The organism is Falseniella ignava (assembly GCF_002847645.1).
Classification (GTDB): Bacteria; Bacillota; Bacilli; order Lactobacillales; family Aerococcaceae; genus Falseniella; species Falseniella ignava.
In genome coordinates this window covers 1-26,592 of sequence record NZ_PKHE01000012.1, presented here as the reverse complement: position 1 = coordinate 26,592, position 26,592 = coordinate 1, and the positions used below count along the sequence as shown (strand labels likewise).

Annotated in this window: 22 protein-coding genes and 1 other annotated feature; of the genes, 19 read left to right on the top strand and 3 right to left on the bottom strand. The window is 38.5% G+C overall.

Annotated elements, in window-relative coordinates; genetic code table 11:
* The first annotated feature begins 1 nt into the window (after nucleotide 1).
* The 8 genes from murG (at nucleotide 2) to ileS (ending at nucleotide 10,231) form a co-directional block, all read left to right on the top strand.
* Nucleotides 2–1,123 (top strand): undecaprenyldiphospho-muramoylpentapeptide beta-N-acetylglucosaminyltransferase, encoded by a 1,122-nt coding sequence (murG, locus tag CYJ57_RS05180; RefSeq protein ID WP_101954343.1) that lies wholly within the window; start codon nucleotides 2–4, stop codon nucleotides 1,121–1,123.
* Nucleotides 1,124–1,155: 32 nt separating this feature from the next.
* Nucleotides 1,156–2,244, top strand: a complete 1,089-nt coding sequence (locus CYJ57_RS05175; RefSeq protein ID WP_180764399.1) for a cell division protein FtsQ/DivIB — start codon at nucleotides 1,156–1,158, stop codon at nucleotides 2,242–2,244.
* 138 nt (nucleotides 2,245–2,382) lie between these two features.
* Nucleotides 2,383–3,960, top strand: a complete 1,578-nt coding sequence (ftsA, locus tag CYJ57_RS05170) for a cell division protein FtsA (protein WP_101954341.1) — start codon at nucleotides 2,383–2,385, stop codon at nucleotides 3,958–3,960.
* A gap of 32 nt (nucleotides 3,961–3,992) precedes the next feature.
* The gene (ftsZ, locus tag CYJ57_RS05165; RefSeq protein WP_101954340.1) at nucleotides 3,993–5,288 is read left to right on the top strand and encodes a cell division protein FtsZ; all 1,296 of its coding nucleotides are present in this window, start codon (nucleotides 3,993–3,995) and stop codon (nucleotides 5,286–5,288) included.
* A 62-nt stretch (nucleotides 5,289–5,350) separates the two neighbouring features.
* The gene (locus CYJ57_RS05160; protein WP_006701067.1) at nucleotides 5,351–5,626 is read left to right on the top strand and encodes a YggT family protein; all 276 of its coding nucleotides are present in this window, start codon (nucleotides 5,351–5,353) and stop codon (nucleotides 5,624–5,626) included.
* A complete protein-coding gene (locus tag CYJ57_RS05155) occupies nucleotides 5,623–6,405 on the top strand; it encodes a YlmH family RNA-binding protein (RefSeq protein WP_101954339.1) in 783 nt (260 codons plus the stop codon). The genes CYJ57_RS05160 and CYJ57_RS05155 overlap by 4 nt, the downstream gene beginning before the upstream one ends.
* 15 nt (nucleotides 6,406–6,420) lie before the next feature.
* Nucleotides 6,421–7,185, top strand: coding sequence for a DivIVA domain-containing protein (locus CYJ57_RS05150; RefSeq protein ID WP_232217653.1), 765 nt, complete (start codon nucleotides 6,421–6,423; stop codon nucleotides 7,183–7,185).
* A 262-nt stretch (nucleotides 7,186–7,447) separates the two neighbouring features.
* Entirely contained in the window at nucleotides 7,448–10,231 is a 2,784-nt protein-coding gene (gene ileS, locus CYJ57_RS05145) for an isoleucine--tRNA ligase (RefSeq protein WP_101954338.1), read from the top strand.
* A gap of 70 nt (nucleotides 10,232–10,301) precedes the next feature.
* On the opposite strand, the gene CYJ57_RS05140 is transcribed toward ileS, so the two are convergent.
* The 3 genes from CYJ57_RS05140 to CYJ57_RS05130 form a co-directional block, all read right to left on the bottom strand.
* Complete coding sequence (locus CYJ57_RS05140; protein ID WP_101954337.1) at nucleotides 10,302–11,867, bottom strand: AbgT family transporter; 1,566 nt, start codon at nucleotides 11,865–11,867, stop codon at nucleotides 10,302–10,304.
* A gap of 116 nt (nucleotides 11,868–11,983) precedes the next feature.
* Nucleotides 11,984–13,177: a toxic anion resistance protein gene (locus CYJ57_RS05135; protein ID WP_101954336.1), complete on the bottom strand. Its 1,194-nt coding sequence runs from the start codon at nucleotides 13,175–13,177 to the stop codon at nucleotides 11,984–11,986.
* A gap of 20 nt (nucleotides 13,178–13,197) precedes the next feature.
* Nucleotides 13,198–14,166, bottom strand: coding sequence for a 5-bromo-4-chloroindolyl phosphate hydrolysis family protein (locus tag CYJ57_RS05130; protein WP_006701073.1), 969 nt, complete (start codon nucleotides 14,164–14,166; stop codon nucleotides 13,198–13,200).
* 129 nt (nucleotides 14,167–14,295) lie between these two features.
* On the opposite strand from CYJ57_RS05130, the gene CYJ57_RS05125 reads away from it, so the two are divergent.
* The 11 genes from CYJ57_RS05125 (at nucleotide 14,296) to CYJ57_RS05075 (ending at nucleotide 26,480) form a co-directional block, all read left to right on the top strand.
* A complete protein-coding gene (locus tag CYJ57_RS05125) occupies nucleotides 14,296–14,862 on the top strand; it encodes an NUDIX hydrolase (RefSeq protein WP_101954335.1) in 567 nt (188 codons plus the stop codon).
* Entirely contained in the window at nucleotides 14,862–15,137 is a 276-nt protein-coding gene (locus CYJ57_RS05120; RefSeq protein WP_101954334.1) for a hypothetical protein, read from the top strand. Before CYJ57_RS05125 ends, CYJ57_RS05120 begins: the two co-directional genes overlap by 1 nt.
* Nucleotides 15,138–15,158: 21 nt before the next feature.
* Nucleotides 15,159–15,860 carry a 5'-methylthioadenosine/adenosylhomocysteine nucleosidase gene (locus CYJ57_RS05115; protein ID WP_006701076.1) on the top strand — a complete coding sequence of 234 codons (702 nt, stop codon included), beginning with the start codon at nucleotides 15,159–15,161 and terminating at the stop codon, nucleotides 15,858–15,860.
* Nucleotides 15,861–16,073: 213 nt separating this feature from the next.
* Entirely contained in the window at nucleotides 16,074–16,679 is a 606-nt protein-coding gene (gene rpsD / locus CYJ57_RS05110; protein ID WP_006701077.1) for a 30S ribosomal protein S4, read from the top strand.
* 240 nt (nucleotides 16,680–16,919) lie between these two features.
* A complete protein-coding gene (locus CYJ57_RS05105; RefSeq protein ID WP_101954333.1) occupies nucleotides 16,920–18,644 on the top strand; it encodes a septation ring formation regulator EzrA in 1,725 nt (574 codons plus the stop codon).
* 97 nt (nucleotides 18,645–18,741) lie between these two features.
* Nucleotides 18,742–19,890: a cysteine desulfurase family protein gene (locus CYJ57_RS05100; RefSeq protein WP_006701079.1), complete on the top strand. Its 1,149-nt coding sequence runs from the start codon at nucleotides 18,742–18,744 to the stop codon at nucleotides 19,888–19,890.
* A gap of 1 nt (nucleotide 19,891) precedes the next feature.
* Complete coding sequence (gene thiI, locus CYJ57_RS05095; protein ID WP_101954332.1) at nucleotides 19,892–21,109, top strand: tRNA uracil 4-sulfurtransferase ThiI; 1,218 nt, start codon at nucleotides 19,892–19,894, stop codon at nucleotides 21,107–21,109.
* 61 nt (nucleotides 21,110–21,170) lie between these two features.
* Nucleotides 21,171–21,367: a binding site (T-box leader), on the top strand.
* A 40-nt stretch (nucleotides 21,368–21,407) separates the two neighbouring features.
* Nucleotides 21,408–24,041: a valine--tRNA ligase gene (locus CYJ57_RS05090; RefSeq protein ID WP_101954331.1), complete on the top strand. Its 2,634-nt coding sequence runs from the start codon at nucleotides 21,408–21,410 to the stop codon at nucleotides 24,039–24,041.
* Between the two features lie 22 nt (nucleotides 24,042–24,063).
* Entirely contained in the window at nucleotides 24,064–25,389 is a 1,326-nt protein-coding gene (locus CYJ57_RS05085; RefSeq protein ID WP_101954330.1) for a bifunctional folylpolyglutamate synthase/dihydrofolate synthase, read from the top strand.
* A gap of 51 nt (nucleotides 25,390–25,440) precedes the next feature.
* Complete coding sequence (gene radC / locus CYJ57_RS05080; protein ID WP_006701083.1) at nucleotides 25,441–26,136, top strand: RadC family protein; 696 nt, start codon at nucleotides 25,441–25,443, stop codon at nucleotides 26,134–26,136.
* 143 nt (nucleotides 26,137–26,279) lie between these two features.
* Entirely contained in the window at nucleotides 26,280–26,480 is a 201-nt protein-coding gene (locus CYJ57_RS05075; RefSeq protein WP_006701084.1) for a cold-shock protein, read from the top strand.
* The last annotated feature ends 112 nt before the right edge of the window (nucleotides 26,481–26,592 follow it).

The window sequence follows — 26,592 nt, the reverse complement described above, 5'->3', positions numbered from 1 at the left end:
TATGACAATAAAACGTATTGTACTAAGTGGCGGTGGAACAGGAGGACACGTCTATCCTGGTCTATCTGTTTATCAAGAACTTAAACGACGTTACCCAGAATTAGAGTGCCTTTTTATAGGAACAGCAAAAGGACTCGAATCTGAGATTTTAAAACAACATCCAGATATTCAATTTAAAACGATTGAGATTTCTGGGTTTAAACGTAAATTAACATTGAGCAACTTTAAGGTTATTTTCCAAATGCTCAACAGTACGCATAAAGCTAAAAAAATGATTCGCGACTTTAATCCCGACGTTGTGATTGGAACTGGAGGATTTGTTTGTGGACCTGTACTCTGGGCAGCCACTCAGCTGAAGGTCCCAACCTTAATTCATGAACAAAATAGTGTTGCGGGTGTGACAAATAAATTTTTAGCGAGTAAAGTTGATAAAATCGCGACTTCTTTTAAAGAAGTACACCGAGATTTTGCTCAGCATCCGCAAAAATTAGTCTATACTGGAAATCCACGAGGACAAGAGGTATTGGATAAAGTGAGTGAAATAGATCGTTTAACCTCACAATTTGGGTTGAACCCGGATTTGGCCACGGTCTTAATCTTTGGTGGAAGTCGGGGTGCACCCGCAATTAACCAAGCAGCAATCGAATCAGTAGAAGCTTTTGCTTCTGCACCATATCAAGTCATTATTGGGACTGGGAAAGTCCATTATGATGAATGGATCCAATATTTAGCTGAGCGTAAGGTGACGGTGCCAGCGAATGTTAAAATTATAAACTATATCGACCAAATGCCGAGCTTGATGAATCAAATTGACTTGATTGTATCACGAAGTGGCGCAACAACTTTAGCGGAGATTACTGCTTTGGGTCTACCGAGTATCTTAATCCCAAGTCCTTATGTAACAAATAATCATCAAGTAAAAAATGCTTTAGCATTAGTCAATCAGCAAGCCGCCGTAATGATTGAGGAAAAAGATTTAACGGCTCAAACACTTAAGGAGCAAATTGATGAATTAATGGCATCACCAAGTCAGCTCAAACAAATGTCTGAAAAAGCCAAAAACTTGGGGAAACCAGATGCGATTGATGCACTAGTAGTTGAAATTGAAAAATTAGTTAAGTAGAATGATGCGAAAGTATGAGAGGAGGTATAGAGATGAGGTACGATTCAAAAGAACGATTTAATTTTAATACGTCCAATAATCAAGGAAATCACTCTATTTTTGGCCATCGTACCTCATTGAATACCTCTGGCCCTTCGCAAAACAAGGTAATTTCAATGCGACACCCTGCACGCAGACAAGAATGGGATATGCGTGTTCAACAGCCTCGAGAACGAAATTTTAATCCTTATGAGCGCACGCATTATCATTTCGATGATTTTCAACCTTGGCGCAATGAAGCATCATTGCAAGGTTTTAGGTCAACATCGTTTAACTCTCGAAAAAAGACCCCACATTCACACGTGCAACGTATTTCTAAAATAGAAAAGTTGAAGCGTTGGTTCGACTCAGAATTAGAACGAGGACGACGAGACCCCTATCCAAAAGGGATTGTAAAAGCAGGTGCAGTTTACCTATTTTTATTAATAATGATTATGATAAATGGAATTAAAATAAACCCTTATCAATTTGTTAATCAAGTCACGGTATCGGGTAATGAATTAGTTGTTGATGCATTAATTCAACAATCGTCACGAATTGAACCTTTTGATCGGGTGAAAGAAGTATTCCGTCAACGTGAAGCGATTGAACGGGTCATTGTTTCGGAAAATCCAATGGTTGAATCCGTCACGTTTGAACGTCCTAATGGATCGGCATTAAATATAAAAGTAAGTGAACATCGTTTCGTAGGGTTAACAGAGATTAATTCTAATTTCTATCCAGTGAGTTCGAGTGGCGAGGTAATCAGCACAGAAAGACCGGAACTGGATTTAGCCGTTGCTGCTGATAAGTTACCGATACTTGAGGGATTTAATAATACTGGTGAATTACGAACAATTGCTGAGAGTTTAGAACAAATACCGCCAGAAATTTTAGCGCAAATGCAAAATATTCGTGCATCCACGGATATTAATAAACCTCAGGGGATTGAAGTTCAAATGAAAGATGGCAATATCATTATGGCTATTGCTTCAACGTTTGCTCAAAAAGTACAACATTACCCCAAAATTTTAAATCAATTGGAAGGTCGTACGGGAATTATTAATTTAGAAGTGGGCGCTTATTTTACACCGTTCGAATAAAACCAATTAACACTAAAGTTCCATTAATAAAGATAACTATTATTAGATTTCTATGTCGATAATGGTTTCTTCTTCTAATGGAATGTTGATTATGCTAAGATATATAAGAATATGAACTAGATTAAGGAGGCTCCCTCGATGCGACAACATGAGACTTTTGTGAGCTTAGATATCGGGACAACTTCAATTAAAGTAGTTGTAGCGGAATATATTAATGGATCTGTTAACATCATTGGTGTCGGCAATGAAAAATCTCGCGGGTTAAGCCGAGGTGTTATTGTTGATATAGATGAAACTGTCTATTCCATTCAAAGGGCAGTAGATCAAGCATCACGCAAAGCGAATTATCAAATTCGTTCAGTGATTGTAGGTGTACCAAGTAACCAAATTATGATTGAAGAATGTCATGGAATGGTTGCAGTGGCTAGCGAAAACCGTGAAATCACCAATCGTGATGTGGATAATGTTATTTCAGCAGCAAAGGTACGTTCAGTACCGCCTGAGCGCGATATTATTTCAATTATTCCAGAAGAATTTATTGTGGATGGCTTCAATGGAATTAAAGACCCAAGAGGTATGCTCGGTGTCCGATTAGAATTATATGCTCGACTTGTAACAGGACCCCGCACAATTATTCATAATATTAGACGCTGTGTACAAAAAGCAGGACTTGAGATTGCAGAATTGGTAGTTCAACCCCAAGCCATTGCATCCGTTGCCTTATCACGCGATGAACGTGAGTTCGGTACGGTAATTATTGATATGGGTGGTGGACAGACCACTGCATCGATTATTCATGATAACCAATTAAAATACACGATGGTAGATCAAGAGGGTGGGGATTTCGTTACCAAAGATATCTCAATTATTTTAAACACCTCAATTGAAAGTGCTGAACGCATTAAACGTGAATATGGTTATGCAGTCAGTGCTGACACCTCAGATCAAGAGTATTTTCCTGTTGAAACGGTCGGAAAGAAAGAGCCGGTACGTGTCGATGAACATTTCTTAGCTGAAATTATTGAGGCACGTATGGTTCAAATCTTCGAAACGCTACATGACGAACTTCAACGCGTAGATGGCTTAGATTTGCCAGGAGGGTTTGTAATGACCGGTGGTGGTGTAAGTCTACCTGGTGTCGTTGAGTTAGCGAAACGCTACTTCGGCAATCAAATTCGCGTCTTTATTCCTGATGAGATGGGAATGCGTAATCCAATTTATGCAACGAGCCTAGGGTTGATTAATTACGTAGCTCAACTTGATGATATTCATCGAATCGCTCAAGGAACTTATTCAAATCTTGCATACTCAAACCAAGAGATGCACCCACCTTATGCGCAAAGTAGACAAATGGAAGGGCCTGTAGGGCGTTCGACACCAGCGGCATCTTCCCAACAGTCTCACGCTCAAACATGGCGTGATGATGATTATTTCTCTGCGGAATCTGAATATGAACAACGAAACTCAGCTGAGGATAACCGTTCGCAATTGACAAATCGTTTCCCTAATTTATTTGGTCAACGAGAAAAGAATCAAGTTAGAGATGAGCAGTACCCATATCAAGATTATAATGCTTATCCGTCATCTTCAGTAAGAGGTCCGGTGGAAGAATCAAATGATTATCGAGATAACTACTACCGAGAAGAATCCTACCCGAAAGATGAAAATAATTTTATGGCACGAATTCGTAATTATTTCAATACATTTTTTGATTAATAAGTTAAGTAACTACATAGGAGGTTATTGAGATGGAATTATCGTTCGATACAACATTAAATCACGATGGCGCAAATATTAAAGTAATTGGTGTCGGTGGAGCAGGCGGCAATGCGGTTAACCGTATGATTGAAGAACACGTCCAAGGTGTCGAGTTTATTGTAGCGAATACCGATACACAAGCATTAAATTTATCCAATGCGGATACTAAAATTCAATTAGGTCAAAAAATTACAAAAGGACTGGGTGCAGGTTCGCTACCAGAAATCGGTCTGAAAGCGGCTGAAGAAAGTGAAGAGCAAATTCGCAAATCACTTGAAGGCGCAGACTTAGTCTTTGTTACAGCAGGAATGGGTGGTGGTACTGGGACAGGTGCCGCACCCGTTGTAGCGAAAATTGCTAAAGAATTAGGCGCATTGACGGTCGGAGTTGTTACACGTCCATTCACATTTGAAGGACCAAAACGTGGTCGTGCAGCTGCAGAAGGTCTTAAGAACTTAAAAGAGAATGTTGATACACTGGTGACTATCTCCAATAATCGTTTGTTAGAGATTGTTGATCGCAAGACCCCAATGCTTGAAGCATTCCGTGAAGCAGATAACGTGCTGCGTCAAGGTGTACAAGGAATCTCTGATTTAATTACTTCACCAGGTTACGTTAACTTAGACTTCGCTGACGTCAAAACTGTTATGAAAGATCAAGGCACCGCATTAATGGGAATTGGTCAAGCTTCTGGTGAAAATCGTACAGCTGAAGCAACGAAAAAAGCTATTTCTTCTCCATTATTAGAAGTATCAATCGATGGAGCAGAGCAAATTCTATTAAATATTACGGGCGGCGCAGACTTAAGTCTATATGAGGCACAGGATGCAAGTGAAATTGTTGCAAATGCGTCAAGTAGTGATGTAAACATTATCTTTGGTACGTCAATTAACGAAGAACTCGGAGATGAAGTTGTTGTCACAGTCATCGCAACGGGTATTGAGCATGAAAAGTCTGATACGAGTCATTCTATAAAACAGCCTCGTCGAACATTTGGTTCAAAAGAAGCAACAGGCCAACCTCAACGCACAAGTGAAGCAGGACAACGTGAATCTAATGCGAATACTAATTATACTCGTGAAAAACGTCCCGAACGTGATTTATTCAGCGACTGGGAAATTAACCGAGAGCAAAGTACACGAGATATTAGTGATATTGAAGCTGAAGCACCAACAGAGCGCCAGTTTGAATCTACTCCATCTCATGTAAACCAACAACCGAGCGAAGTGAATGATTCCGAAGAATTAGATACTCCGCCATTTTTCAGAAAACGTCACCGTAATTAATTTAACTTAGCGAGGAAGCATTCGCTTCCTCCTCATTTTATATGGAATGAAAGGAGTTACGAATGAAACTAGTGATCATAATTAATTATTTGTTTAGAGCGTACTCCATGGTTTTAGTTTTATATGCGTTATTATCATGGTTACCTGGAGCGAGAGAGAGTAGTTTAGGGAAGTTAATATCGAAGTTAGCTGAACCTTATATCGGGATATTCGATCGTTATATTCCATCAATTGGTGGCATTAGTTTTAACGTAATTATTGCCTTGTTCGTTTTAAATTTAGTTCAACGCGGCTTTATCACGTTGGTCTTTAACTTGGTGAGTCGGTCGATTCGATGAACGAACAAGTCTATCAACATTACCGGCCGGAAGAAGCCGAATTTATTGATTTGGTCTACGATGGGTTACACAGAGTAGATAACCATTATGTTCCTGTCTTGTTACATTTTTTAACACCACGCGAGCAAATGATTGCGCAACAAATTGTTGAAGAGTATGGCGATTTTAAAATTGCCTTTTACGGTGGAATTCATGCGACGGAACGGCGTCGAGGTCTTATTTATCCAGATTATTATCAACCAACCGATGTTGATTACGGTTTGACACTTTTACAGTTACATTATCCTGTGAAGTTTGCAGATATTTCTCACGGAAAAATATTGGGAACATTGATGTCTCAAGGAGTTGATCGCAACCGTATTGGAGATATTATAAGTGATGGTGAGCAATGGCAAGTCGTTGTTGAACATGAAATAAGCACGTATTTAATCCATTCAATTGATAAAATTAGCAATGTAGGAGTTCGATTGGAAGAGATGCCTGCTGAATCAATGTTGATATCCCAAGAAGAATGGGAAACGGAGTCCATTGTTGTGAGCTCGATGCGCCTTGACACTTTAATTAGCAATGTCTATAATTTTTCTAGACAGCGTGCAAAAGATTTGATTCAACAAGGAAATATAAAAGTTAACTTTACGTTGACGGAACGACCAGATATTGAAGTCAGTGAACAAGATATTATCTCAGTACGTAAATTTGGCCGTTTCTGGATTGAGAGTATTAATGGAAGAACAAAAAAGGATAATGTCCATTTAACGGTTAATGTATTGAAACGATAATTAGAAGGACTTAGTTTGAATAGAAAGGGAGATAGTATGGCGATTACACCGAATGAAATCTTAACTAAAGAATTTGATTCACGTTTTAGAGGATATGATGCGAATCAAGTTAATGATTTCTTAGATATGATTGTGGCAGATTACGATCAACTGATAGTAGAGAGTGAGCGATTAAAGGAACAATTAGCACAAGCGCATGAGAAAAATGCTTACTTCGCTCAATTACAAGAATCATTAAATAGTTCTATTTTAGTAGCTCAAGAAGCTGCTGAAAGATTAAAACAAAATGCACGTAAAGAAGCAGAATTAATTCTTTTTGAAGCAGAGCGTGAAGCAGATTTAATTATTGATCGCGCTTCGACTACGGCAAAAGATATTGTCAAAGAATCAGATGTATTACGCCGCTCAAGTAAAAGCTATCGAGCTAAGTTAGAACAAATCATCCGTGAACAATTAGCAGAAGTAACAAGCTCAGAATACCACCGTCTATTTGATGAAGAATTAGACACCACTTATGACGATGAGCATCTGAAAGAAGCAAATCAACGTGCAATCGATCGTGTTGATTATTTGGAACAACAAGACCCTGAAGGGTTCAACCAAATCAATGAAATTGCTGAACAAATTAAAGAAGATCAGCAAACTGAACTTTATAATTTTGAAGATGTAGCAGTAGATCCAGCGCAGGAAGTGGCTACGAAATTGCAAGAAGAATATTCACAAGAACACGACGATGAGGATTTACTCGGCGAAACAATTCAAATCAATCCAAAAAATTAAATAATATAAATTATGATGATGAAGGACCAGTGCCTCCTAGGATACTCCAAGCGAATTGAGATGGGTGCGAGCTCAATAGTTACTCGTAGGGGTCATATCACCTTTATTTAAACACTTCTAAGTGAAGTCGCTCTAACGAGCGTTATCAAAGATGAGTGAATAGAATGGTTAATTCTATTAATTTTGGGTGGTACCACGCCGACTGCGTCCCGATTTTTCGGGGCGTTTTTTTATTTTTCAGGATGATTTAAAGGAGAAGAGTATGAAAGTAAAAGACACATTACATTTAGGTCAAACAAAATTTGATATGCGAGCTAATTTACCGCAAAAAGAAGTCGCTTTGCAAGAAGAATGGGAAAAAGAATCAATCTATCAAAAAATCCAACAAAAAAATGAAGGGAAACCTACCTTTATTCTTCATGATGGTCCTCCATATGCGAATGGCCAGTTACATATGGGGCACGCGTTAAATAAAATTTCTAAAGATTTTATTGTGCGCTATTATTCGATGAATGGTCATCGTGCACCGTACGTGCCAGGTTGGGATACACATGGATTGCCAATCGAACAAGCGCTAGTTAATTCTGATAAAGTAGATCGTAAAAGCTTATCGACGGCAGAATTTAGAAAACTATGTGAAGCCTATGCTTTAAAACAAGTTGAAAATCAAAAAGCAGACTTTAAACGTCTCGGAGTCACAGGAGATTGGGACCATCCTTATTTAACGCTTACGCCAGAGTATGAAGCGCAACAACTACGTGTTTTCGGTAAGATGGCAGAGCGTGGGTATATTTATAAGGGATTAAAGCCGATTTATTGGTCGCCATCGAGTGAATCTTCGCTCGCAGAAGCTGAAATTGAGTATAAAGATGTGAAGTCTCCATCAATCTACGTTGCATTTCCAGTTCGATCTGGTTCTGGTGTTGTACCTGATCATGCAGAATTTGTTATTTGGACGACGACACCATGGACATTACCTGCTAACTTAGGAATCTCTGTTTTGGGTGAAGCAACCTATGTCGCAGTTGAAGTAGGCACGAGAATATTTATTGTTGCTAAAGATTTATTAGAAACCATTGCAAATGAAATTGGTTGGGAAAATTACCAAGTTGTCAAAGAGTACCAAGGAGCAGAATTTGATCGGCTTAAAGTAAAACATCCATTCTACGACCGGGATTCATTAGTTATGGTTGGAGATCATGTTACCTTAGAATCTGGGACTGGCTTAGTTCATACCGCACCAGGGCATGGGGAAGACGACTTTATTATTGGACAACGTTATGGCTTGGAAGTATTAAGTCCAGTTGATAATCGTGGCCATTTTACCGATGAAGCACCAGGTTTTGAAGGAATGTTCTACCTAAAAGGGCAAAAAGAAGTCTTAAAAATCATTGAAGAAAATGGCACTTTACTTTATTTAAGTGAAATTGAACATAGCTACCCACATGATTGGCGTACGAAGCAACCGGTTATTTTCCGTGCGACACCACAATGGTTTGCTTCAATTGATAAATTCCGTGATCAGTTACTCGATGCAGTTGAAAATGAGGTAACGTGGTATCACCCATCAGGTCTTCGCCGTATTTATAATATGATTCGTGATCGTGGGGACTGGGTTATTTCAAGACAACGCGTTTGGGGTGTGCCACTACCAATTTTCTATGGTGAAGATGGCGAGCCAATTATTGATCGACAAGTGATTGATCATGTGGCGGACCTCGTTGAAGAGCATGGCTCAAATATTTGGTTCGAATGGGAACCAAAGGATTTATTACCAGAAGGCTACCAACATCCATCAAGCCCGAACGGCCAATTTACTAAAGAATTAGATATTATGGATGTGTGGTTCGATTCTGGTAGTTCTTGGTCGGGTGTGTTAGAGACGCGCGAAGAATTAAGCTATCCAGCGGACCTATATCTTGAAGGGTCTGACCAATATCGTGGTTGGTTTAACTCAAGCTTTACGACTTCCGTTGCAACGCGCGATATGCCACCTTATAAGGCAGTCTTATCACAAGGCTTTGTAATGGATGGTAAAGTTCAAAAAATGAGTAAGTCTATCGGTAATGTGATTACGCCAGAGGAAATTACGCAAGATCTTGGAGCGGATATTATCCGTCTTTGGGTCTCAAGTGTTGATTATGAAAATGATGTACGTATTTCGCGTGATATATTAAATCAAGTTGCTGAGGCTTATCGTAAAATTCGTAATACTTTCCGCTTTATCTTATCGAATATTGAAGCTGATTTTGACCCAGCGGTTGATTGTGTTCAAGAAGAGGAGATGGAACCGGTCGATCGCTATATGATGAGTCAATATCGCCTATTGGTTCACGACATGCATGAAGCCTATACGCATTATGAATTTAACCGAGTTTATAAACGATTAATTAATTTCGTGACAGTCGATCTATCGGCTTTCTATTCCGATATTGCAAAAGATATTGTCTATATTGAACAAATGAATAATCGTAAGCGTCGCAGTATTCAAACCGTCTTTTATGAAATATTATCTGGTTTAACTCGCATGCTAACACCGATTTTACTGCATACAATGGAAGAAATTTGGCAATTTATTCCAGGAGCAGAGAATTATATTCAACTTCAAGAGATGCCACATTTTGTTAATGTTGATGCAGATCAAGAGCTTGTTGATCAATGGGAAACATTCTTCAAAGTTAAAGAAGGTGTCGATAAAGCGAAAGAATTAGCGAAAGACGATGAGCATGCACCAGTTAAAAAAGGTTTTGAAGCGAAAGTTACCTTGTATTGTGATACAGATCTAGCCCAAGCATTAGAGCAATATAGTGAGCACTTAGATCAATTATTGATTGTGTCAGAATTGGAAATTCAGCCATTCAGTGAACGTGACACATCCGCAGTTGATTTTGATGATTTTGCAGTGAAAGTTGAACCAGCGAAGGGCCATATTTGCGATCGCTGCCGTGCGGTACGTCCTGAAGTAGGAACAATTGAAGCAGCACCTGAATTCTGTCAACGCTGCTACGATATCGTTAAAGAAGAAACGCCAGAGTTTTTCCAATAAAATATTCAATAAAAACGCCAGTCATTTTAATGTGACTGGCGTTGATTATTTTGATAAGAATCAATATGGATTATAACAAAATAGAGATAATCGCTTGCATCGATACGGGTGCTCCAGGTCCTAATGGAAGGTTTAGAGCAAACCAAATGATTAATAGAATACTCCAAATAATTAAGAATGCCATTGAGTAGGGTAACATCACTGAAATCAGTGTACCCATCCCGCTCTTCTTATCATAGCGTTGCATAAAGACAAGAACCATTGCAAAATATGTCATTAACGGTGAAATAATATTCGTTGCTGAGTCCGCTACACGGTAGGCCATTTGAGTCATTTCAGGTGATAGACCGACAGCCATAAACATTGGTACAAAAATCGGAGCTAAAATAGCCCATTTCGCGGAAGCAGAACCAATAAATAAGTTAATAAAGGCTGATAAAATAATAAAGACTAAGACAAGTGGAATACCTGTAAAGTTAGCACGTTCGAGTAAGTCTGCTCCTGAACTGGCAAGTAAAACGCCTAAGTTGGTGTAGTTAAAGTAGGCGATGAGTTGAGAAGCAAAGAACGCTAAAACAATAAATCCAGCTAATGATTTTACAGCTTGTGTTAAGCCTTCAACAATATCATTTGTTGATTGGTATTTTCCAACTGTTTTACCATAAACATAGCCTGGTATACCAAAGAGGAAGAATACCATTAAAATTAATCCATTATTCATAAATGGTTGAATCGTTTTTTGTTGTGTTTCAGGATCAATTTCTTGTAAAGGCCCAAACCATGGGTTCATCAAAATAGCAAAAACTACTAAAGTCACTAATAAAGCTTTACCCGCTTTCGCTAAAGCTTCGTTCTCTAATGGAGTGATATCTTCTTGTTCATGCTCAGAATAATCTCCCTCATAAGTTCCAAGGAAAGGTTCTACCACCCATTCGGTCACAAGCGTACCGGCTATGGTTAAAATGAAGGTGGATACAATTAAGAAGTACCAGTTTCCACTCACATCAACCGTATACCCTGACGTTGTTCCCGCTAAAGCTGCATTGGTAATACCACTTAGCATGGCATCCGTTGGACCAAATATTAAGTTGGCTGAGAAACCACCAGATACACCGGCAAATGCTGCTGCCAATCCTGCAATTGGATGACGCTTTGCACTAGCAAAAACTAAAGCACCTAAAGGAATGACCACAACATATCCAGCATCGCTAGCGATGTTGGAAATAATACCTGCAAAAACAATCACCGTCGTTAGTAATGAGTGTGGAACACGCGTAATTAATTTCTTTAACGAAGTCGCAATTAATCCGCCCCATTCAGCAATTCCTACCCCTAGCATCGCGACAATCACGGTACCTAAAGGTGCGAAATTGGTAAAGTTTTTAACGGCTGTGTTAAAAATGTGCCGTAATCCTTCCGCATTCATTAATGAAATCGCAGCAACCGTTCGTTCAGCTTCTTCTTTCGCATCGTAGAAACTCACTGTCACGCCGAGGCGATAAATAATTTCTGATACCACTATGGTAATCAGTGCTAAAATAATAAAAATAAAGACAGGGTGTGGCAACTTATTCCCAACGCGTTCGATAAAGTCTAAACCGCGCTGGACAAAGCTTTTTTTCTCTTTTTCTTTCATATCATTCTCCTTTGCAAAAAATTGTATAATCTATACTCTTTCAGTATATTTAATTCAAACAAGAATGTAAAGTAGAAAAAAAGTCTCCCCTGCGCGAATCGCAAAGGAGATTATATTTAATGGTTTGCTTGTTTATTTTGAGTAATCGATAGCAGTTGATTACGCAGATCATTTTCCATTTCAATCAATTCAGTTTCAGCTTGGATTCGCTGTTGGCGACCCGTTTGCTGGATTTGTAATGTTTCAGAGAGGGCAGACAAAAGATTGTTTTGTGTTTGTCGTAAAGTTTCAATATCAATCACGCCGCGCTCTGCTTCGCGAGCAACATCAATGGTACTTTGTTTTAACATCTCTGAATTTTTAAGCAAGAGATTGTTCGTAGTATCTGACACCATTTGTTGTGATACTGCAGCATTTTGCTGTCTCAAGATGGCTAATGCAATTGTTATTTGGTTCTCCCACAGTGGGATAGCCGTCATAATAGAAGCTTGTATCTTTTCAGCTAGGAGCTGATTTGTATTTTGAATCATCCGAATTTGTGGGGCCTGTTGGATTGTCAGTTGTCGTGTTAAGCGCAAATCATGGGTCCGTTTATCCAATCGTTCAAGAAATTGATTGAGATCATTGACTTTTTGAATATCCATCGCGTCTTGACTTGCTTGCGCTTTTTCCAAAGCAGCTGGGATTGTTTTTTCTTGGAGTTCTTGCATTTTTACTTCACTCGCAGCAATGTAAACATTGAGTGCTTCAAAATAATCCCGATTTTTCTCATAAAAGGACTCAAGCATCACATTATCATTAAGGAGCTCATTTTGATCGCGCTCTAATCGAATCGCCACGCGATCAATTTGGGTACTAATTTGTTGATACCGCAATGTCGTCTCAGAGATTGACGTTTTCACTTTACCGAATACCTTTTGCAGTAAATTTGGACGAGCACTTAACTCTTTTGGGTCGTTTTGCTGCAATTGAGTCATTAAATCGACAATTGCATCACCAATCCCGGTTACATCTTTTACTTGAATGTGCTCTAGCATCGCATTTGAAAAATCTTTCAGTTGACTTTGAGCATTGGCACCATAAGTAATAATGGATTGCATATCTTCTTCATTAATTTGTTTCGCTAATTCTCGTGCCTGTTGTTGTCGATGTTCAGGCAGTTGTTGAATCAACTGATGGTTTGTGATGACTTTATTTGAAATGACTCCTAAATCATCAAATTTTTGAGATGATTCGTGGGTTGGATCGATAAAAGGATTTTGGATTAAATCTTCAATGGTTTGAGGTGAATTAGATGTAGGTTGTGTCATAAGAACCCCTCCTAAATATTTTATAAGTTCGACGTGTCGTTGAAATCATGTTGAGAGCGATGAATATTTTTTTCAGCAAACTTAATCTCATCATCAAGATCATTAATCATTTCTTGATGGAAAGCTAGATATTCTTCGGTCAATTGTTCGGATAATTCTTCAATTGTTTGAACGGTGCGTTCAAGTAGTAAATAAGTCTGCTTAGTCTTAGCAATATGATGATTGATCTCGTTGTATTTTGCAGCTAAATCGGCTAATGATGGAATGGTTCGGTAAATTGTATTACTAGCATTGACAATGCGCGTTGGGTCTTTAACAATTGCTTGAAAGAATTTTTGCGCAACATCAATCGTATTATGACGTACATTGACTGCTTTTAATTTAGCTGCTTGATTCATCTCATCTTCTAATTGAATGATTAAATCTCGTAGGACAGACATTTCTTGTCGGAAATACTGAATATCTTCATCGCTTAATCCAGCATCGTGATAATGTTTGGTTAATGTCGAATTTTTCTTAAAGGAACTAGCTGTGTTATGTTTAAACAGACGATTAAAGTCGATTGAACCTTTTTGGTTGAGCCACAAAATCAATAGTGTTGGGATAGCGATGGTACCGTAGGTTATTATTAAACTCATAAGGTGGCCAGTGCCCATGTAGGGGGTATTCTCAATCGCTAATAGCGTGGCTAGCGTCACGACACCTACCATCCCTCCGTAGATTAGATGTCGCAATCTTACGTTGCTTTTTTTAAAATATTTTCGGTAAACATGGGCAAGTAAGTCTAAAAAGATAAAGCCAGTAAACCAAACAGTAATATGAGCTGCTGAAAGACCCGTTAGAAAAGTAAACATCAATGCTATAATAATGTAGGCGCCATAGTGTTGTAGAACAAATAGACTTAATGGGTAAGTGGCGTTAAGTCGGACATAGTAATATCCTTGGTAAATGAAGCATGCTAACGCTAGCATTAGAATAATTGTATCCATATCGAAATTCCTCCTATTCGAGTAGGTAGATAATCTTAGTTATTGTATAATAATTGTAGCATAGCTTTGGGTGCTGGTTATCGGACTCAAGGCTGATATTCTAAAAAATAAGAGTGGATGTGAGAGAGTATGTTAGAAGCAGAGTTTATGAAAAGTGACCGTTTACGTGCGAGTGAACTGATTTATGACGGGCAAATTATTCAGCTATATCGTAATCAAGTTGAAATTCATCCGCAAGTTGTGGTGGCGCGTGAATTGGTTAACCATCAGACCGCGGTAGTAATTCTTCCTATTACCGACACCGATGAAATTATTTTAGTCTCACAGTATCGTCCAGCAGTAGATCAAGTATTACTCGAATTACCTGCAGGGTTGATTGATATTCATCAGTTGGCAGCTGAAGATCCATTGATAGCGGCTAAACGCGAGCTCGAAGAAGAGACTGGGATGCAATCCGATTGTTGGGAGTATTATGGCAAGTTAGATTGCTCACCGGGTTTTTGTAATGAGGCGATGGAATTCTATATTGCTAGAGATGTTAAAGGAGTTCCACATCCGATAGCAGGGGACGAGGATGAGTTTATTACGGTTAAAAAATATTCTCGCTCAACTATTCAATCTATGTTGGATGAGAGACTTATTTCAGATATGAAGACACATCTAATTCTTAAACTATGGCTATTAGGAGGGATATAATGCCATTGAATCAAAAAAAATCAGATTCACTGTACCAAGATTATTTGGATTACCAATCGAATGCATCAGAACCGCCGTTAGATGAAATGCCATACTCAATGGATTCAAACCCCCAATCAGAACGGGGGGAAATCCCATTGCAAGAAGACTTTGAAGAGGAGCTTCCGGAGCAACGACTTCACTATAGTGCGAAGATTGATTACTTTTTAAACAATAGCATTGTCGTTACAGCGGTACTTCTAATTTTAGTATTAGTAATAGCATTTTTAATTTAACGAGAGGAGTTACTTATAGAGATGATTGGAATTATTGGGGCAATGGCCCAAGAAGTTGCAATATTAAAGGAGCAGTTACAAAACCGTCAATTGATTGAACATTACGAGCATCAATTTTATACAGGACAATTGGGAGAACAAGAGGTGGTAGTGGTTCAATCCGGGATTGGGAAAGTTAATGCAGCCATCGTCGTTCCGCTACTCAAGATGCTCTTTGAAGTCGATTATATTATTAATACTGGAAGTGCCGGAGCACTTGATTCAGCTTTAAGTATAGGTGATGTCGTCATCGCTCATTCACTCGTATATCATGATGTGGATGTCACGAGTTTCGGCTATAAATATGGACAAATGGCTGGGATGCCTGAAGCGTATTATCCGGATTCTCAGCTACAATCCTTAGCGAAAGAAGCGAGTCATCATATTGGAATCGAGCCTTATGTTGGAATGATCGTCTCTGGCGATCAATTTGTGGCTGGTGCCGAGGAACGTCAAGCAATTCTTGAGAAACTGCCTTTTGCTCGAGCCTGTGAAATGGAATCCACTGCCATTGCGCAAGCGTGCTATCGATTTGATATTCCATTTATTATTATTCGGGCAATTTCAGATCAAGCAGATGGACAAGCGCATCTCAGCTTTGATGAATTTCTGGAGGTTGCGAGTCAATCTTCTGCTACGCTAGTTATGTATTTAGTGGAACAAATAGGAACTTTAACAAAATAAGAAATAAAGTTGCAAGACTTGAATATATCTGATACAATAGCGATTGTGTAAAATAATGCAGCATTGAAGATAGAGTAAGGCTTTCATTCGGAATCCATACGGAGAGTGAGTAACTGCGGCTGCTAAATGTGAAAGCTTATAAGAAGAATGTACTTATTCGGATTTTCATCGAATTATTTTACTCCAAAATGAAATTAATGGAGGAATTTAAATATGGCACGTTATACAGGACCAGCATGGAAAAAATCACGTCGTCTTGGTATTTCTTTAACAGAAACTGGAAAGGAAATTGCAAAACGCAACTACCCACCAGGACAGCATGGTAACCAACGTAAAAAATTATCAGAATACGCATTACAACTTCAAGAGAAGCAAAAACTTCGCTTTATGTATGGTATTAACGAACGTCAATTCCGTAAGTTATACGACCGTGCAGGTAAGATGGAAGGGAAACATGGTGAAAACTTCCTTATCTTACTTGAAACACGCTTAGATAACTTAGTTTATCGTTTAGGATTTGCGAACACACGTCGTCAAGCACGTCAATTAGTTAACCACGGTCATATTCAAGTTGATGGATCACGTGTTGATATTCCATCTTACTTAGTAGAACCAGGTCAAGTGATTGGTTTACGTGAGCGTTCAGAAAGCTTAGCATTGATTAAAGATAACTTAGAAAACACAGTAACTCGTTTAGAATTTATCGAGTTTGATGAAAATTCTAAATCTGGTAAAATGACTCGTTTACCTGAACGTAGCGAATTAAACGCTGAAATCGACGAATCATTCGTTGTTGAATACTACAACAAATTAGGTTAATTACAAAAACGCACCACTTAGAAATGTTGGTTTCAAGATTTCTAAGTGGTTTTTTTCTGAGTTAATTCGAATGAAAAACGCTGTGTGTCAAAAATCATCAAAAAATACGGTATAAGTAGGCTCAGCTAGGGTAAAATACGTTTAATTAATGAGAAATACTTTTATTTAGCGATGGTCAATGGTATACTTTAAAAGGAATTATATAATCATTATGTACGAGTGTTAGAAGGGACGTAGACAATGAGTGTGACTTTCACAGATATCCTATTTGCGATTGTTGTTATCTTCTTGGTCATATCAGGAATTGTCTTTTTCATGAAAACTCAACGAACAAAAGAAGTTCGTGAGTTAGAGAATCGAAAAGATGAGATGATGACAGTTTCAATAGCGGATCAATTATTTACCTTAAAAAATATGGAGTTATCCGGTCAGACTAAACGGAAATATGAAAGTTTAGTAGCGACATGGCAAACTTTAACCAATTATCAATTTACTGAGATAGAATCTACGATTATTATTGCTGAACAGTACATTGATCAAATGAAATTAATTAAAGCCAAAAATGCAATGAATGAAGCAACCGATTTACTCGAATCGACGGAAATTGAAGTCAATGAGTTGCATGATGAATTGACGAAGTTAATTGATGTGACGGAATCAAATCAAGTTCGCTATGAAAGCTTACTTGAACGATACAATACATCCCGCAAAAATATTATGAACCATTCTTTCGACTACGGTCCAGCGATCGAGACATTAGAAAAGAATTTACAGTATTTAGAGTTGAACTTTACTCGTTACAATGAATTAATGAGTGAAGGAGATTATCTTGAGGCGCAAGATATGCTTGGCAAAACTGATTCAGATCTGTCTACGCTAGAGGAAATTTTAGAAAAATTACCTAAGATGTATTCGAAGATTACAAGTGAGTATGAGGAAAATCTAGAAGATATTGCCCAAGGCTATAAGCGCATGGAAGAGAGCAAGTTCAAATTTGATGATGTCCATGTCTTAGAACGTGTAGATGAGATTCAAGAACGTTTGAATGAAGCAAAAACGCATATTAAGAATGCCGACTTAGCTGAAGCACAGACATTGATGGATAAATCTGAACGTGATATTAATGCCATGTATGATTTCTTACAAGCGGAAATTGATGCTAAAGAGGCTGTACAGGGATTAATGCATCAATTAACTCAATCATTAGCTCAAATTAAAGATGATAATCGCTATACGACTATTGAAGTAGATCGGATTGCGCAAAGTTATGTTTTGCATGATAATCAAGAAGACCGGATTGCGAATATTACCGAAAATATCCAACGTGATCAGGAAGAATTTGCTCAATTAATCCAAGAAGTTAAAGAACATGAAGCGATTTATACTAAGGTATTACAACGGCTTAAGCGTATTGAAAAGAGAATCGATGAATATCTCACACAACAACAAGGAATTATCCAAAGTCTTGCTTCGTTGAGTCAACGCGAAAAAGATGCAAAGAGCAATTTAGATTTATTTGAACTTGATTTACGAAATATGAAGCGACGTTTGGAAAAACAACATCTACCTGGATTGTCGCAATCATTTTACGATAAGTTCTACTTAGTGACTGATCAAATCGAGTATATGTCTAAAGAACTTAATCGGGTCCAAGTCGATATGAATGAAGTAGAAGCATTAGAACAAGATTTGGCCGAAAATATGGCGACATTAGAAGAGATGGCGGAAGAATACATTGATAATGCAACACTCACGGAATATATGATTCAACATAGTAACCGATTCCGTTATGATATTCCAGAAATGGAACAAGCGATTCGTGAAGCAGAGTTTCTATTTTATGAGCAATTCCGCTACGGTGAAGCTTTAAATGTAATTGAAAAAGCACTTTATCGTGTTGATCGAGAAGGACCAACTCAAGTTCGTCGTATGTATCAACAAGAAAAACAACATCGAATTTATTAAATTAAAGCACATTTTTTCGGACAATTTGATATTAAATATTTTAAATTGAACAAGACACCTGTTTTGTTCAATTTTTTATTGAAAAGAGGGGATCATCGTGAATTATTTTGACCATAGTGCCACGACTCAGCCACTACCTGAAGTGATGGGAACGTATCAGCAAGTAGCTACCCAGTTTTTCGCCAATCCATCGAGTGCGCATGAACTAGGGCAAAGGGCTCGTCAATTATTAGAACAAGCTCGCAAGCAAGTTGCTGAAATACTATCGTATCGTAGCGATGAAATTTACTTTGCTTCAAGTGGAACGGAAGTAAATAATTGGGTCATTAAAGCGATTGCGCCATCCTATATAAGTGGTGCAAAAAAAGCAACTCTAATTACAACGTCTTATGAGCACCCATCGATTCGTGAATCCGTCCAATATTTGCAATCATCGGGCCACTCGATTGAATACTTACCGATTGATTCTAGCGGTGCTTGTGATTATGAAACGTTAGAAAAGTTGTTAACCGATAAACCGATTGGAATGTTATCAACGATGGGCGTCAATAATGAAGTAGGCAGCCTACTAGATTTTGATCGAATTGCGAAGTTGCTAGAGCCGTATCCGCAAGTGATTTGGCATGTGGATGCGGTCCAATGTTTGACGACCCAATTAGATTCAATCCTTCACCCAAGAATTGATATGTTAACTTTATCAGGGCATAAGTTCCATAGTGGGCGAGGCACCGGAATTTTAGCTTGTCGACAACGGGTAAATCTCCTACCTTTCTTGGACGGGGGAGGTCAAGAGATGGGGATGCGAAGTAGTACTGAAAACCTAGCCAGCATTGTCGCAACTGCCAAAGCTCTTCGCCTCACTGCTGAAAGACAAGCAGTGGCAAAGGCTACGTTGGTACAATTTAAAGACCAAATTATACACCAATTATCTCAGTATGGCTGGCAACTATTTAATCCAACGCATAGTAGTGAACATATTATTTGTGCAGCATTGCCACCAATTCCTGGTGAAGTTTTAGTGCATGCTTTTGAAGAAAACGAAATTTACCTTTCTACTACGAGCGCTTGCTCAAGTCGTAAACATCAACCGCATGCTACGCTAAGAGCCATGGGTGTAAACGATGTAATCAGTCAATCGGCTATTCGTATTAGTCTATCACAACACACTTCACCACAAGAGGTGGATTCACTTATTCAAGCGATTGCGAAAGTTAGTCAACAATTACAGCTCAGGAAGGAGTCATAGAATGACAACCAAACGACTTAAAATTCATTATGGGGAATTGTCAACTAAAGGAAAAAATCGTCGAATGTTTCAGCAGAAATTAGCCGAACAAATTCGCTATAAGACCAAATCACTCGAAAAAATTAAAATCATAGCTAATTTTGATTTTATGTATTTAGAGTGGGAAACAACACCTTATGAATCAATCATTGAAATTATTAAAACAATTCCTGGAATTGCTCGATTTGAACCGGTTTATCAAGTCGAAAAAAATCTGGGAGCTATTCAATCACGTGCAGTAGAATTATTTAACGAATTATCTATTGAACCAGGAGATTCCTTTAAAGTTGTAGCAAAACGTTCGGATAAAAATTTTGTTTACGATACTTATGATATACAGCGTGAAGTTGGGCATGTCATCGGAGAAACTTTTCCACAACTCAAAGTTGAAATGCGCCAACCGACTTATCGCTTAGCCGTTCAAATTGATCAAGGGAACCATGCTTATTTAAGCTTAGTGACTTATCTAGGATTGCAAGGAATGCCATACGGCTCCAGTGGGCGTGGTCTACTGATGTTATCAGGTGGATTTGATTCACCGGTGGCAGGGTATCTGATGATGAAGCGAGGCCTTGAGATTGAAGCCGTTCATTTTAGTAGTCCACCTTATACGAGTCCACAAGCATTAGATAAAGCAAAGAGATTAGCGAGCACTTTAGCACATTACGGGATGCCGATCCAATTTATTAATATCCCCTTTGCTAAGATTCAAGAGTCGATTAAAGCGCATGTTCATGACCAAGCATCGATGACGGTCATGCGGCGAATGATGTTACGAATTATGGATCGCTTAATTGTGTTACGAAAAGCTGATGCGATTGTGAATGGGGAATCCCTCGGACAAGTAGCCTCTCAAACGATTCAAAGTATGCGAGTGATTAATGAAGTGACACACACACCGATTTTAAGGCCTTTAATTGCTTATGATAAAAATGACATTATCGATATTGCCCAAAATATCGGGACGCATGATATTTCAAATGAGCCTTTTGAAGATTGTTGTACAGTTTTTGCTCCAGCATCTCCACATACTAAGCCGAGAATTGAGAAGATTGAAGAACTGGAATCACGATTGCCGATTGAAGCGCTCGTTGAAGATGCGATTAATAATTTAACGATTGAAGTTATTGATGAGCATTATCAAGCGAGACAAATAGAGCAATACGATCAGTTCTTATAATTACACCCGTTTAAAACTTACTTGTCTATTGAGGTGACATCTGCTAAACTAGGCGTATATAATTGAAGCGAAGAAGAGAAGAGTAGTTAACAAATATTAGAGAGAAGACGGATGGTGAAAGTCTTTACGTTGACGAATGTAGCTCGGAGCAATAGTGTACGAATAATTGAGTGCATTACGGATAGATTTCCGTTATCAACATTGAGAATGACAGATGTCATTAAATTAGGTGGTACCACGATTCACAGCGTCCTATGTTATGTAGGACGTTTTTTTATTGAGAAAGGAAGGCGATACAATGGTTGAAATGGCCAGTAAATATAATCAGCATGATGTAGAAAAAGGTAGATATCAAAAATGGGTTGACCAAGATGTGTTTAAACCGTCAGGAGATGTCAAAGCCGCTCCGTATTCGATTGTTATTCCACCGCCGAACGTGACAGGTAAGTTGCACTTAGGTCACGCATGGGATGTGACATTGCAAGATATGATTATCCGTCAAAAGCGTATGCAAGGTTACGACACACTTTATCTCCCAGGGATGGACCATGCAGGAATTGCGACCCAAGCGCGTGTTGAGGCACGTTTACGTGAACAAGGAATTAGCCGATATGATTTAGGTCGCGAAAAATTCCTCGATAAAGTTTGGGAATGGAAAAATGAATATGCTGCAACAATCCGCGAACAATGGGCAAAAATGGGGATTTCAGTAGATTATAGCCGTGAACGATTTACTTTAGATGAGGGCTTAAATAAAGCAGTTAATAAGGTATTTGTTGAATTATATCGCAAGGGACTTATTTATCGTGGGGAATATATTATTAACTGGGATCCTGAAGCTCAAACAGCATTATCGGATATTGAAGTAATTTATAAAGATATTCAAGGGGCTTTTTATCATATTGAATATCCAATTGTCGATTCAGATGAGCGAGTTGAAATCGCAACAACGCGTCCAGAAACGATGCTCGGAGATACAGCGATTGCGGTTCATCCAGATGATGAACGCTATCAACATTTGATTGGTAAGAAAGTTTTATTACCACTCGTCAATCGTGAAATTCCTATCGTGGCGGATACTTATGTCAACATGGAATTTGGAACAGGGGTCGTTAAAATTACACCAGCTCATGATCCGAATGACTTTGAAGTTGGAAATCGTCATGACTTACCGCGCATCAATATTATGGATACAGCGGGAGTGATTAATGAAGCCGGAGGTCCTTATGCAAATCTTGATCGCTTTGAAGCTAGAAAACGAGTGGTAGCAGATCTTAAAGAGCAAGGGTACCTTATTAAGATTGAAGAGATGGTCCATAGTGTTGGCCATTCTGAACGATCTGGCGCAGTGGTGGAGCCATATTTATCAACGCAATGGTTTGTTAAGATGGAGCCATTAGCAAAACAAGCTCTCGAAAATCAAATGACAGACGATCGAGTCGATTTTTATCCACCACGTTTTGAAGATACTTTCCGCCAATGGATGGAAAATGTACACGATTGGGTAATATCACGTCAATTATGGTGGGGACATCAAATTCCGGCATGGTATCATAATGAAACTGGTGAAATCTACGTTGGTGAGCAACCTCCTACTAATATTGAAGAGTACACTCAAGATCCGGATGTATTGGATACTTGGTTCTCTAGTGCACTATGGCCATTTTCAACGATGGGCTGGCCAGATGAATCAGCAGCTGACTATCAACGTTATTTCCCAACGAACACGTTAGTGACGGGTTATGACATTATTTTCTTCTGGGTTAGCCGAATGATTTTCCAATCGCTGGAATTTACAGATAAAGCACCTTTCAAAAATGTTCTGCTTCACGGATTAATTCGTGATAGCGAAGGCCGTAAGATGAGTAAATCGTTAGGTAATGGAATTGACCCAATGGACGTCATCGAAGAATATGGCGTTGATGCATTGCGCTGGTTCTTAGCCAATGGTTCCGCTCCAGGGCAAGACGTGCGTTATATGCCTGAAAAATTGTCCTCTGCTTGGAATTTTATCAATAAAATATGGAATGCGAGCCGCTACGTATTGATGAACGTCGACGGAAAAACAATCGATGAAATTGATCTTTCGGGTGAGAAAACATTAGCTGACCGTTGGATTTTATCGCGACTTCAGTCAACCATTGAATCTGTTACGCGACTATTTGAAAAATTTGAATTTGGTGAAGCGGGTCGATTATTATTCCACTTTATTTGGGATGACTATTGTGATTGGTATATTGAGATGACTAAGGAAGTCTTACAAAGTGAGACAGCTGACAAAACAACGACACAAAGTATTTTAATTTATGTGTTAGACCAATTTTTACGCCTACTACATCCGATTATGCCATTTGTAACTGAAGAAATTTGGGGGCATCTAGCAGGTGATGATCGTTCGATTGTGGTCGCAGATTATCCGGTAGTTCAATCAGAATTTATCGATCAAACGAGTGAAAAAGCGATGGGACAATTGATGGATGTCATTATTGCTGTTCGTCAAATTCGTAATGAAATGAATACCCCATTGAGTAAACCGGTTGATATGATGATACAAGTTAAAAATGAAGAGAGTCTAGCAATTTTAACATCCAATGAAGAGTATATTCGCCGATTCTGTAATCCAAATGATCTACAAATTGCCCTTGAAGTAGAAACGCCTGAAGAAGTCGTTACTCAAAGTCTCGCTTTTGCTCAAATTTATATGCCCCTGAAGGGATTAGTTGTTTTAGAGGATGAAATTAAGCGATTAACAAAAGAACAACAAAAATTAGAGCAAGAAGTGAAGCGAGCACAAGGTAAGCTGAACAATGAAAAATTTGTTCAAAATGCGCCAGAAAAGTTAGTGAATCAAGAAAGAGAAAAACTTGAAAACTATGAGACTCGGTTAGCGGGCGTGGTTCAACAAATTCAAAAATTACAAGCGATGTTATAAAAACAAGCAGTAGGAGTAAAGTATGAAATTTGAGACGTTAGAAGCAGGATTAAAATGGTTAGAGTCACAGCATAATAACGAATCCAAACGATTCAACGAAAAAATAAAAGTCGCGATGGATTTTTTTAATAATCCACACGAAACTTTTCCAATTATTCATGTAACTGGAACAAATGGTAAGGGTTCTGTTACTAGTTATTTAAGAGACTTACTGATGAGTCAAGGACTTACAGTAGGGACGTTTACTTCACCACATATCGAACGAATCAACGAACGGATTGCGGTGAACGGACAACCTATCTCAGACGAAGATTTATTGGCGATTATTGAAAAGATGTATGATGTGAATGAATATTTATCGACTACTGAATATGGGCGATTGGTGTTTTTTGAAAATTATACCGTGATGATGGCTTTATATTTCCAACAAGTGCAGCCAGATATTGTCATCGTCGAAGTAGGGATTGGTGGCTTACATGATTCGACCAATATTATGGATGGTGAAGTTGCAGTTATTACGACTGTGGGTATTGATCATGCAGATCGTTTAGGTAATACCTTTGAAGAAGTCGCTTACCAAAAAGCGGGTATTATCAAACCAGGAGCCATTGCGGTAGTTGGAGATGTCCCATCTGAAGCGCTCAGTGTGATAAAGCAATTTTCTAACGAGCAAGATGCGACATTACGTGTCTATCACGAAGACTTTGATGCAATAGATATCCAAGTTAACCCTGGCGAAGGTGCTGAATACACTTATCAATTTGGAGGACAAGCTTGGAGAGATTGGCACATTTCGATGCTTGGCGCTTATCAAGTAGATAATAGTGCAGTAGCGTTAACCGCGTTCTATGAGTGGATGCAACAGCATCAACGTGCTATCAATTGGGATGCCGCACGACAAGCGTTGAGTCAAACCCATTGGATCGGTCGGATGGAACGCGTGCATCAAATGCCATTAATCTATATTGACGGAGCCCATAATGTACAAGGCTTAGAAGCAGTTAAACAGTTGATTGAGGAGAACTTTTCAGATAAACATATCCGCGTTCTTTATGCGGGACTTGAACGAAAAAATCAAGAAGCACAACTGGAAATATTACGACAATTTTCAAGCGAAGAAGTTGATTTAACGACGTTTGATCACTTCGAAGCGATGTCGCTTGAACAATTCGATGCGCTTATTAAATCACATCACTTACCGCGCGAACAATTTCACTTAGTAGCGGATTGGCGACAATTAATTCAACAATTTGTTACTGAAAATAAACAGGACTCGTTGTTGTTGATTACAGGTTCATTGTACTTTATCTCAGCGGTCCGAAAATTTATTTTAGAAACTTTAAATTAAAATAAGTATTTATCTCCCCTCCAGTGTATTTATTATGCAGGAGGGGAAAATATGTTTAAACAAAATTATATTCAAGAAGTTGCCATCAATTCACAACCGCGTGAAAGGTTATTAGCTTATGGGGAGAAAGCCCTAGCTGATCATGAATTGCTTGCAATCTTACTTCGAACTGGGACGCGACAAAAGAATGTATTTCATTTAGCAATGAAATTATTACATCATTTCGAGCATCTATATGGCCTTAAAAATGCCAGTCTCGAAGAGTTGCAAGAAGTGTCTGGGATAGGACCTGTAAAAGCGGTGGAATTAAAAGCCGCAATCGAGTTAGGTGGTCGAATTCACCGCGCAGAACTACCTAAGTTAGGGCATATTTTATCAACGCAAGATGCTGGGAAGTGGTTTATTAGTGAGATGGGTGATTTGCACCAAGAACATTTAAGTGTTGTTTTTCTAAATTCTAAAAATCATATTATTCGTAAAAAAACTATTTTTATTGGAACCGTCAATAGTTCCGTAGCACATCCACGGGAAATTTTTAAAGAAGCATGTAAGTATCCAACAGCACGGATGATTGTGGCCCATAATCATCCATCCGGAGATATTATGCCAAGCCAGGCAGACCTTTATTTTACCGAGCGGTTAATTCAATGCGGTGAACTGATGGGGATTGAGTTATTAGATCATTTAATTATCGGACATGACAAATATTTAAGTTTACGTGAAAAGACAAACGTATTTGATGAATAGCTTTAACTTGCAATTATTTGACAGTATGCTACAATAATAATGTGTTTTTGTATTAGATTGATTGTTAGAGGTTTAACTCCAATTCATACTATGCAAGAATATCAATAAAGAACATGCATTGCATGAATAGGAGGAATTAGCCCATGGCAGAAGGTAAAGTAAAATGGTTTAATGCAGAAAAAGGTTTTGGATTTATTGAACGTGAAGATGGAGATGACGTATTCGTTCATTTCTCAGCAATTCAAAGTGAAGGATTCAAAACTTTAGAAGAAGGTCAAGAAGTGACTTTTGATATTGAAGAAGGCGCACGTGGCCCTCAAGCTGCAAACGTTGTAAAACAATAATTTTAAAAACATTAAACATTTAAACTGAGGTGACCCCCGAAAGTTAGAGTTAAAAACTAACTTTATGGGGGTCATTTTATGTCTAAAAAATATAGTTACGAATTTAAAATGC

Coding starts and splice junctions, on each gene's coding strand:
- murG (WP_101954343.1), top strand. CDS start 2: ATGACAATAAAACGTATTGTACTAAGTGGCGGTGGAACAGGAGGACAC.
- CYJ57_RS05175 (WP_180764399.1), top strand. CDS start 1,156: ATGAGGTACGATTCAAAAGAACGATTTAATTTTAATACGTCCAATAAT.
- ftsA (WP_101954341.1), top strand. CDS start 2,383: ATGCGACAACATGAGACTTTTGTGAGCTTAGATATCGGGACAACTTCA.
- ftsZ (WP_101954340.1), top strand. CDS start 3,993: ATGGAATTATCGTTCGATACAACATTAAATCACGATGGCGCAAATATT.
- CYJ57_RS05160 (WP_006701067.1), top strand. CDS start 5,351: ATGAAACTAGTGATCATAATTAATTATTTGTTTAGAGCGTACTCCATG.
- CYJ57_RS05155 (WP_101954339.1), top strand. CDS start 5,623: ATGAACGAACAAGTCTATCAACATTACCGGCCGGAAGAAGCCGAATTT.
- ileS (WP_101954338.1), top strand. CDS start 7,448: ATGAAAGTAAAAGACACATTACATTTAGGTCAAACAAAATTTGATATG.
- CYJ57_RS05140 (WP_101954337.1), bottom strand. CDS start 11,867: ATGAAAGAAAAAGAGAAAAAAAGCTTTGTCCAGCGCGGTTTAGACTTT.
- CYJ57_RS05135 (WP_101954336.1), bottom strand. CDS start 13,177: ATGACACAACCTACATCTAATTCACCTCAAACCATTGAAGATTTAATC.
- CYJ57_RS05130 (WP_006701073.1), bottom strand. CDS start 14,166: ATGGATACAATTATTCTAATGCTAGCGTTAGCATGCTTCATTTACCAA.
- CYJ57_RS05125 (WP_101954335.1), top strand. CDS start 14,296: ATGTTAGAAGCAGAGTTTATGAAAAGTGACCGTTTACGTGCGAGTGAA.
- CYJ57_RS05120 (WP_101954334.1), top strand. CDS start 14,862: ATGCCATTGAATCAAAAAAAATCAGATTCACTGTACCAAGATTATTTG.
- CYJ57_RS05115 (WP_006701076.1), top strand. CDS start 15,159: ATGATTGGAATTATTGGGGCAATGGCCCAAGAAGTTGCAATATTAAAG.
- rpsD (WP_006701077.1), top strand. CDS start 16,074: ATGGCACGTTATACAGGACCAGCATGGAAAAAATCACGTCGTCTTGGT.
- CYJ57_RS05105 (WP_101954333.1), top strand. CDS start 16,920: ATGAGTGTGACTTTCACAGATATCCTATTTGCGATTGTTGTTATCTTC.
- thiI (WP_101954332.1), top strand. CDS start 19,892: ATGACAACCAAACGACTTAAAATTCATTATGGGGAATTGTCAACTAAA.
- CYJ57_RS05090 (WP_101954331.1), top strand. CDS start 21,408: ATGGTTGAAATGGCCAGTAAATATAATCAGCATGATGTAGAAAAAGGT.
- CYJ57_RS05085 (WP_101954330.1), top strand. CDS start 24,064: ATGAAATTTGAGACGTTAGAAGCAGGATTAAAATGGTTAGAGTCACAG.
- radC (WP_006701083.1), top strand. CDS start 25,441: ATGTTTAAACAAAATTATATTCAAGAAGTTGCCATCAATTCACAACCG.
- CYJ57_RS05075 (WP_006701084.1), top strand. CDS start 26,280: ATGGCAGAAGGTAAAGTAAAATGGTTTAATGCAGAAAAAGGTTTTGGA.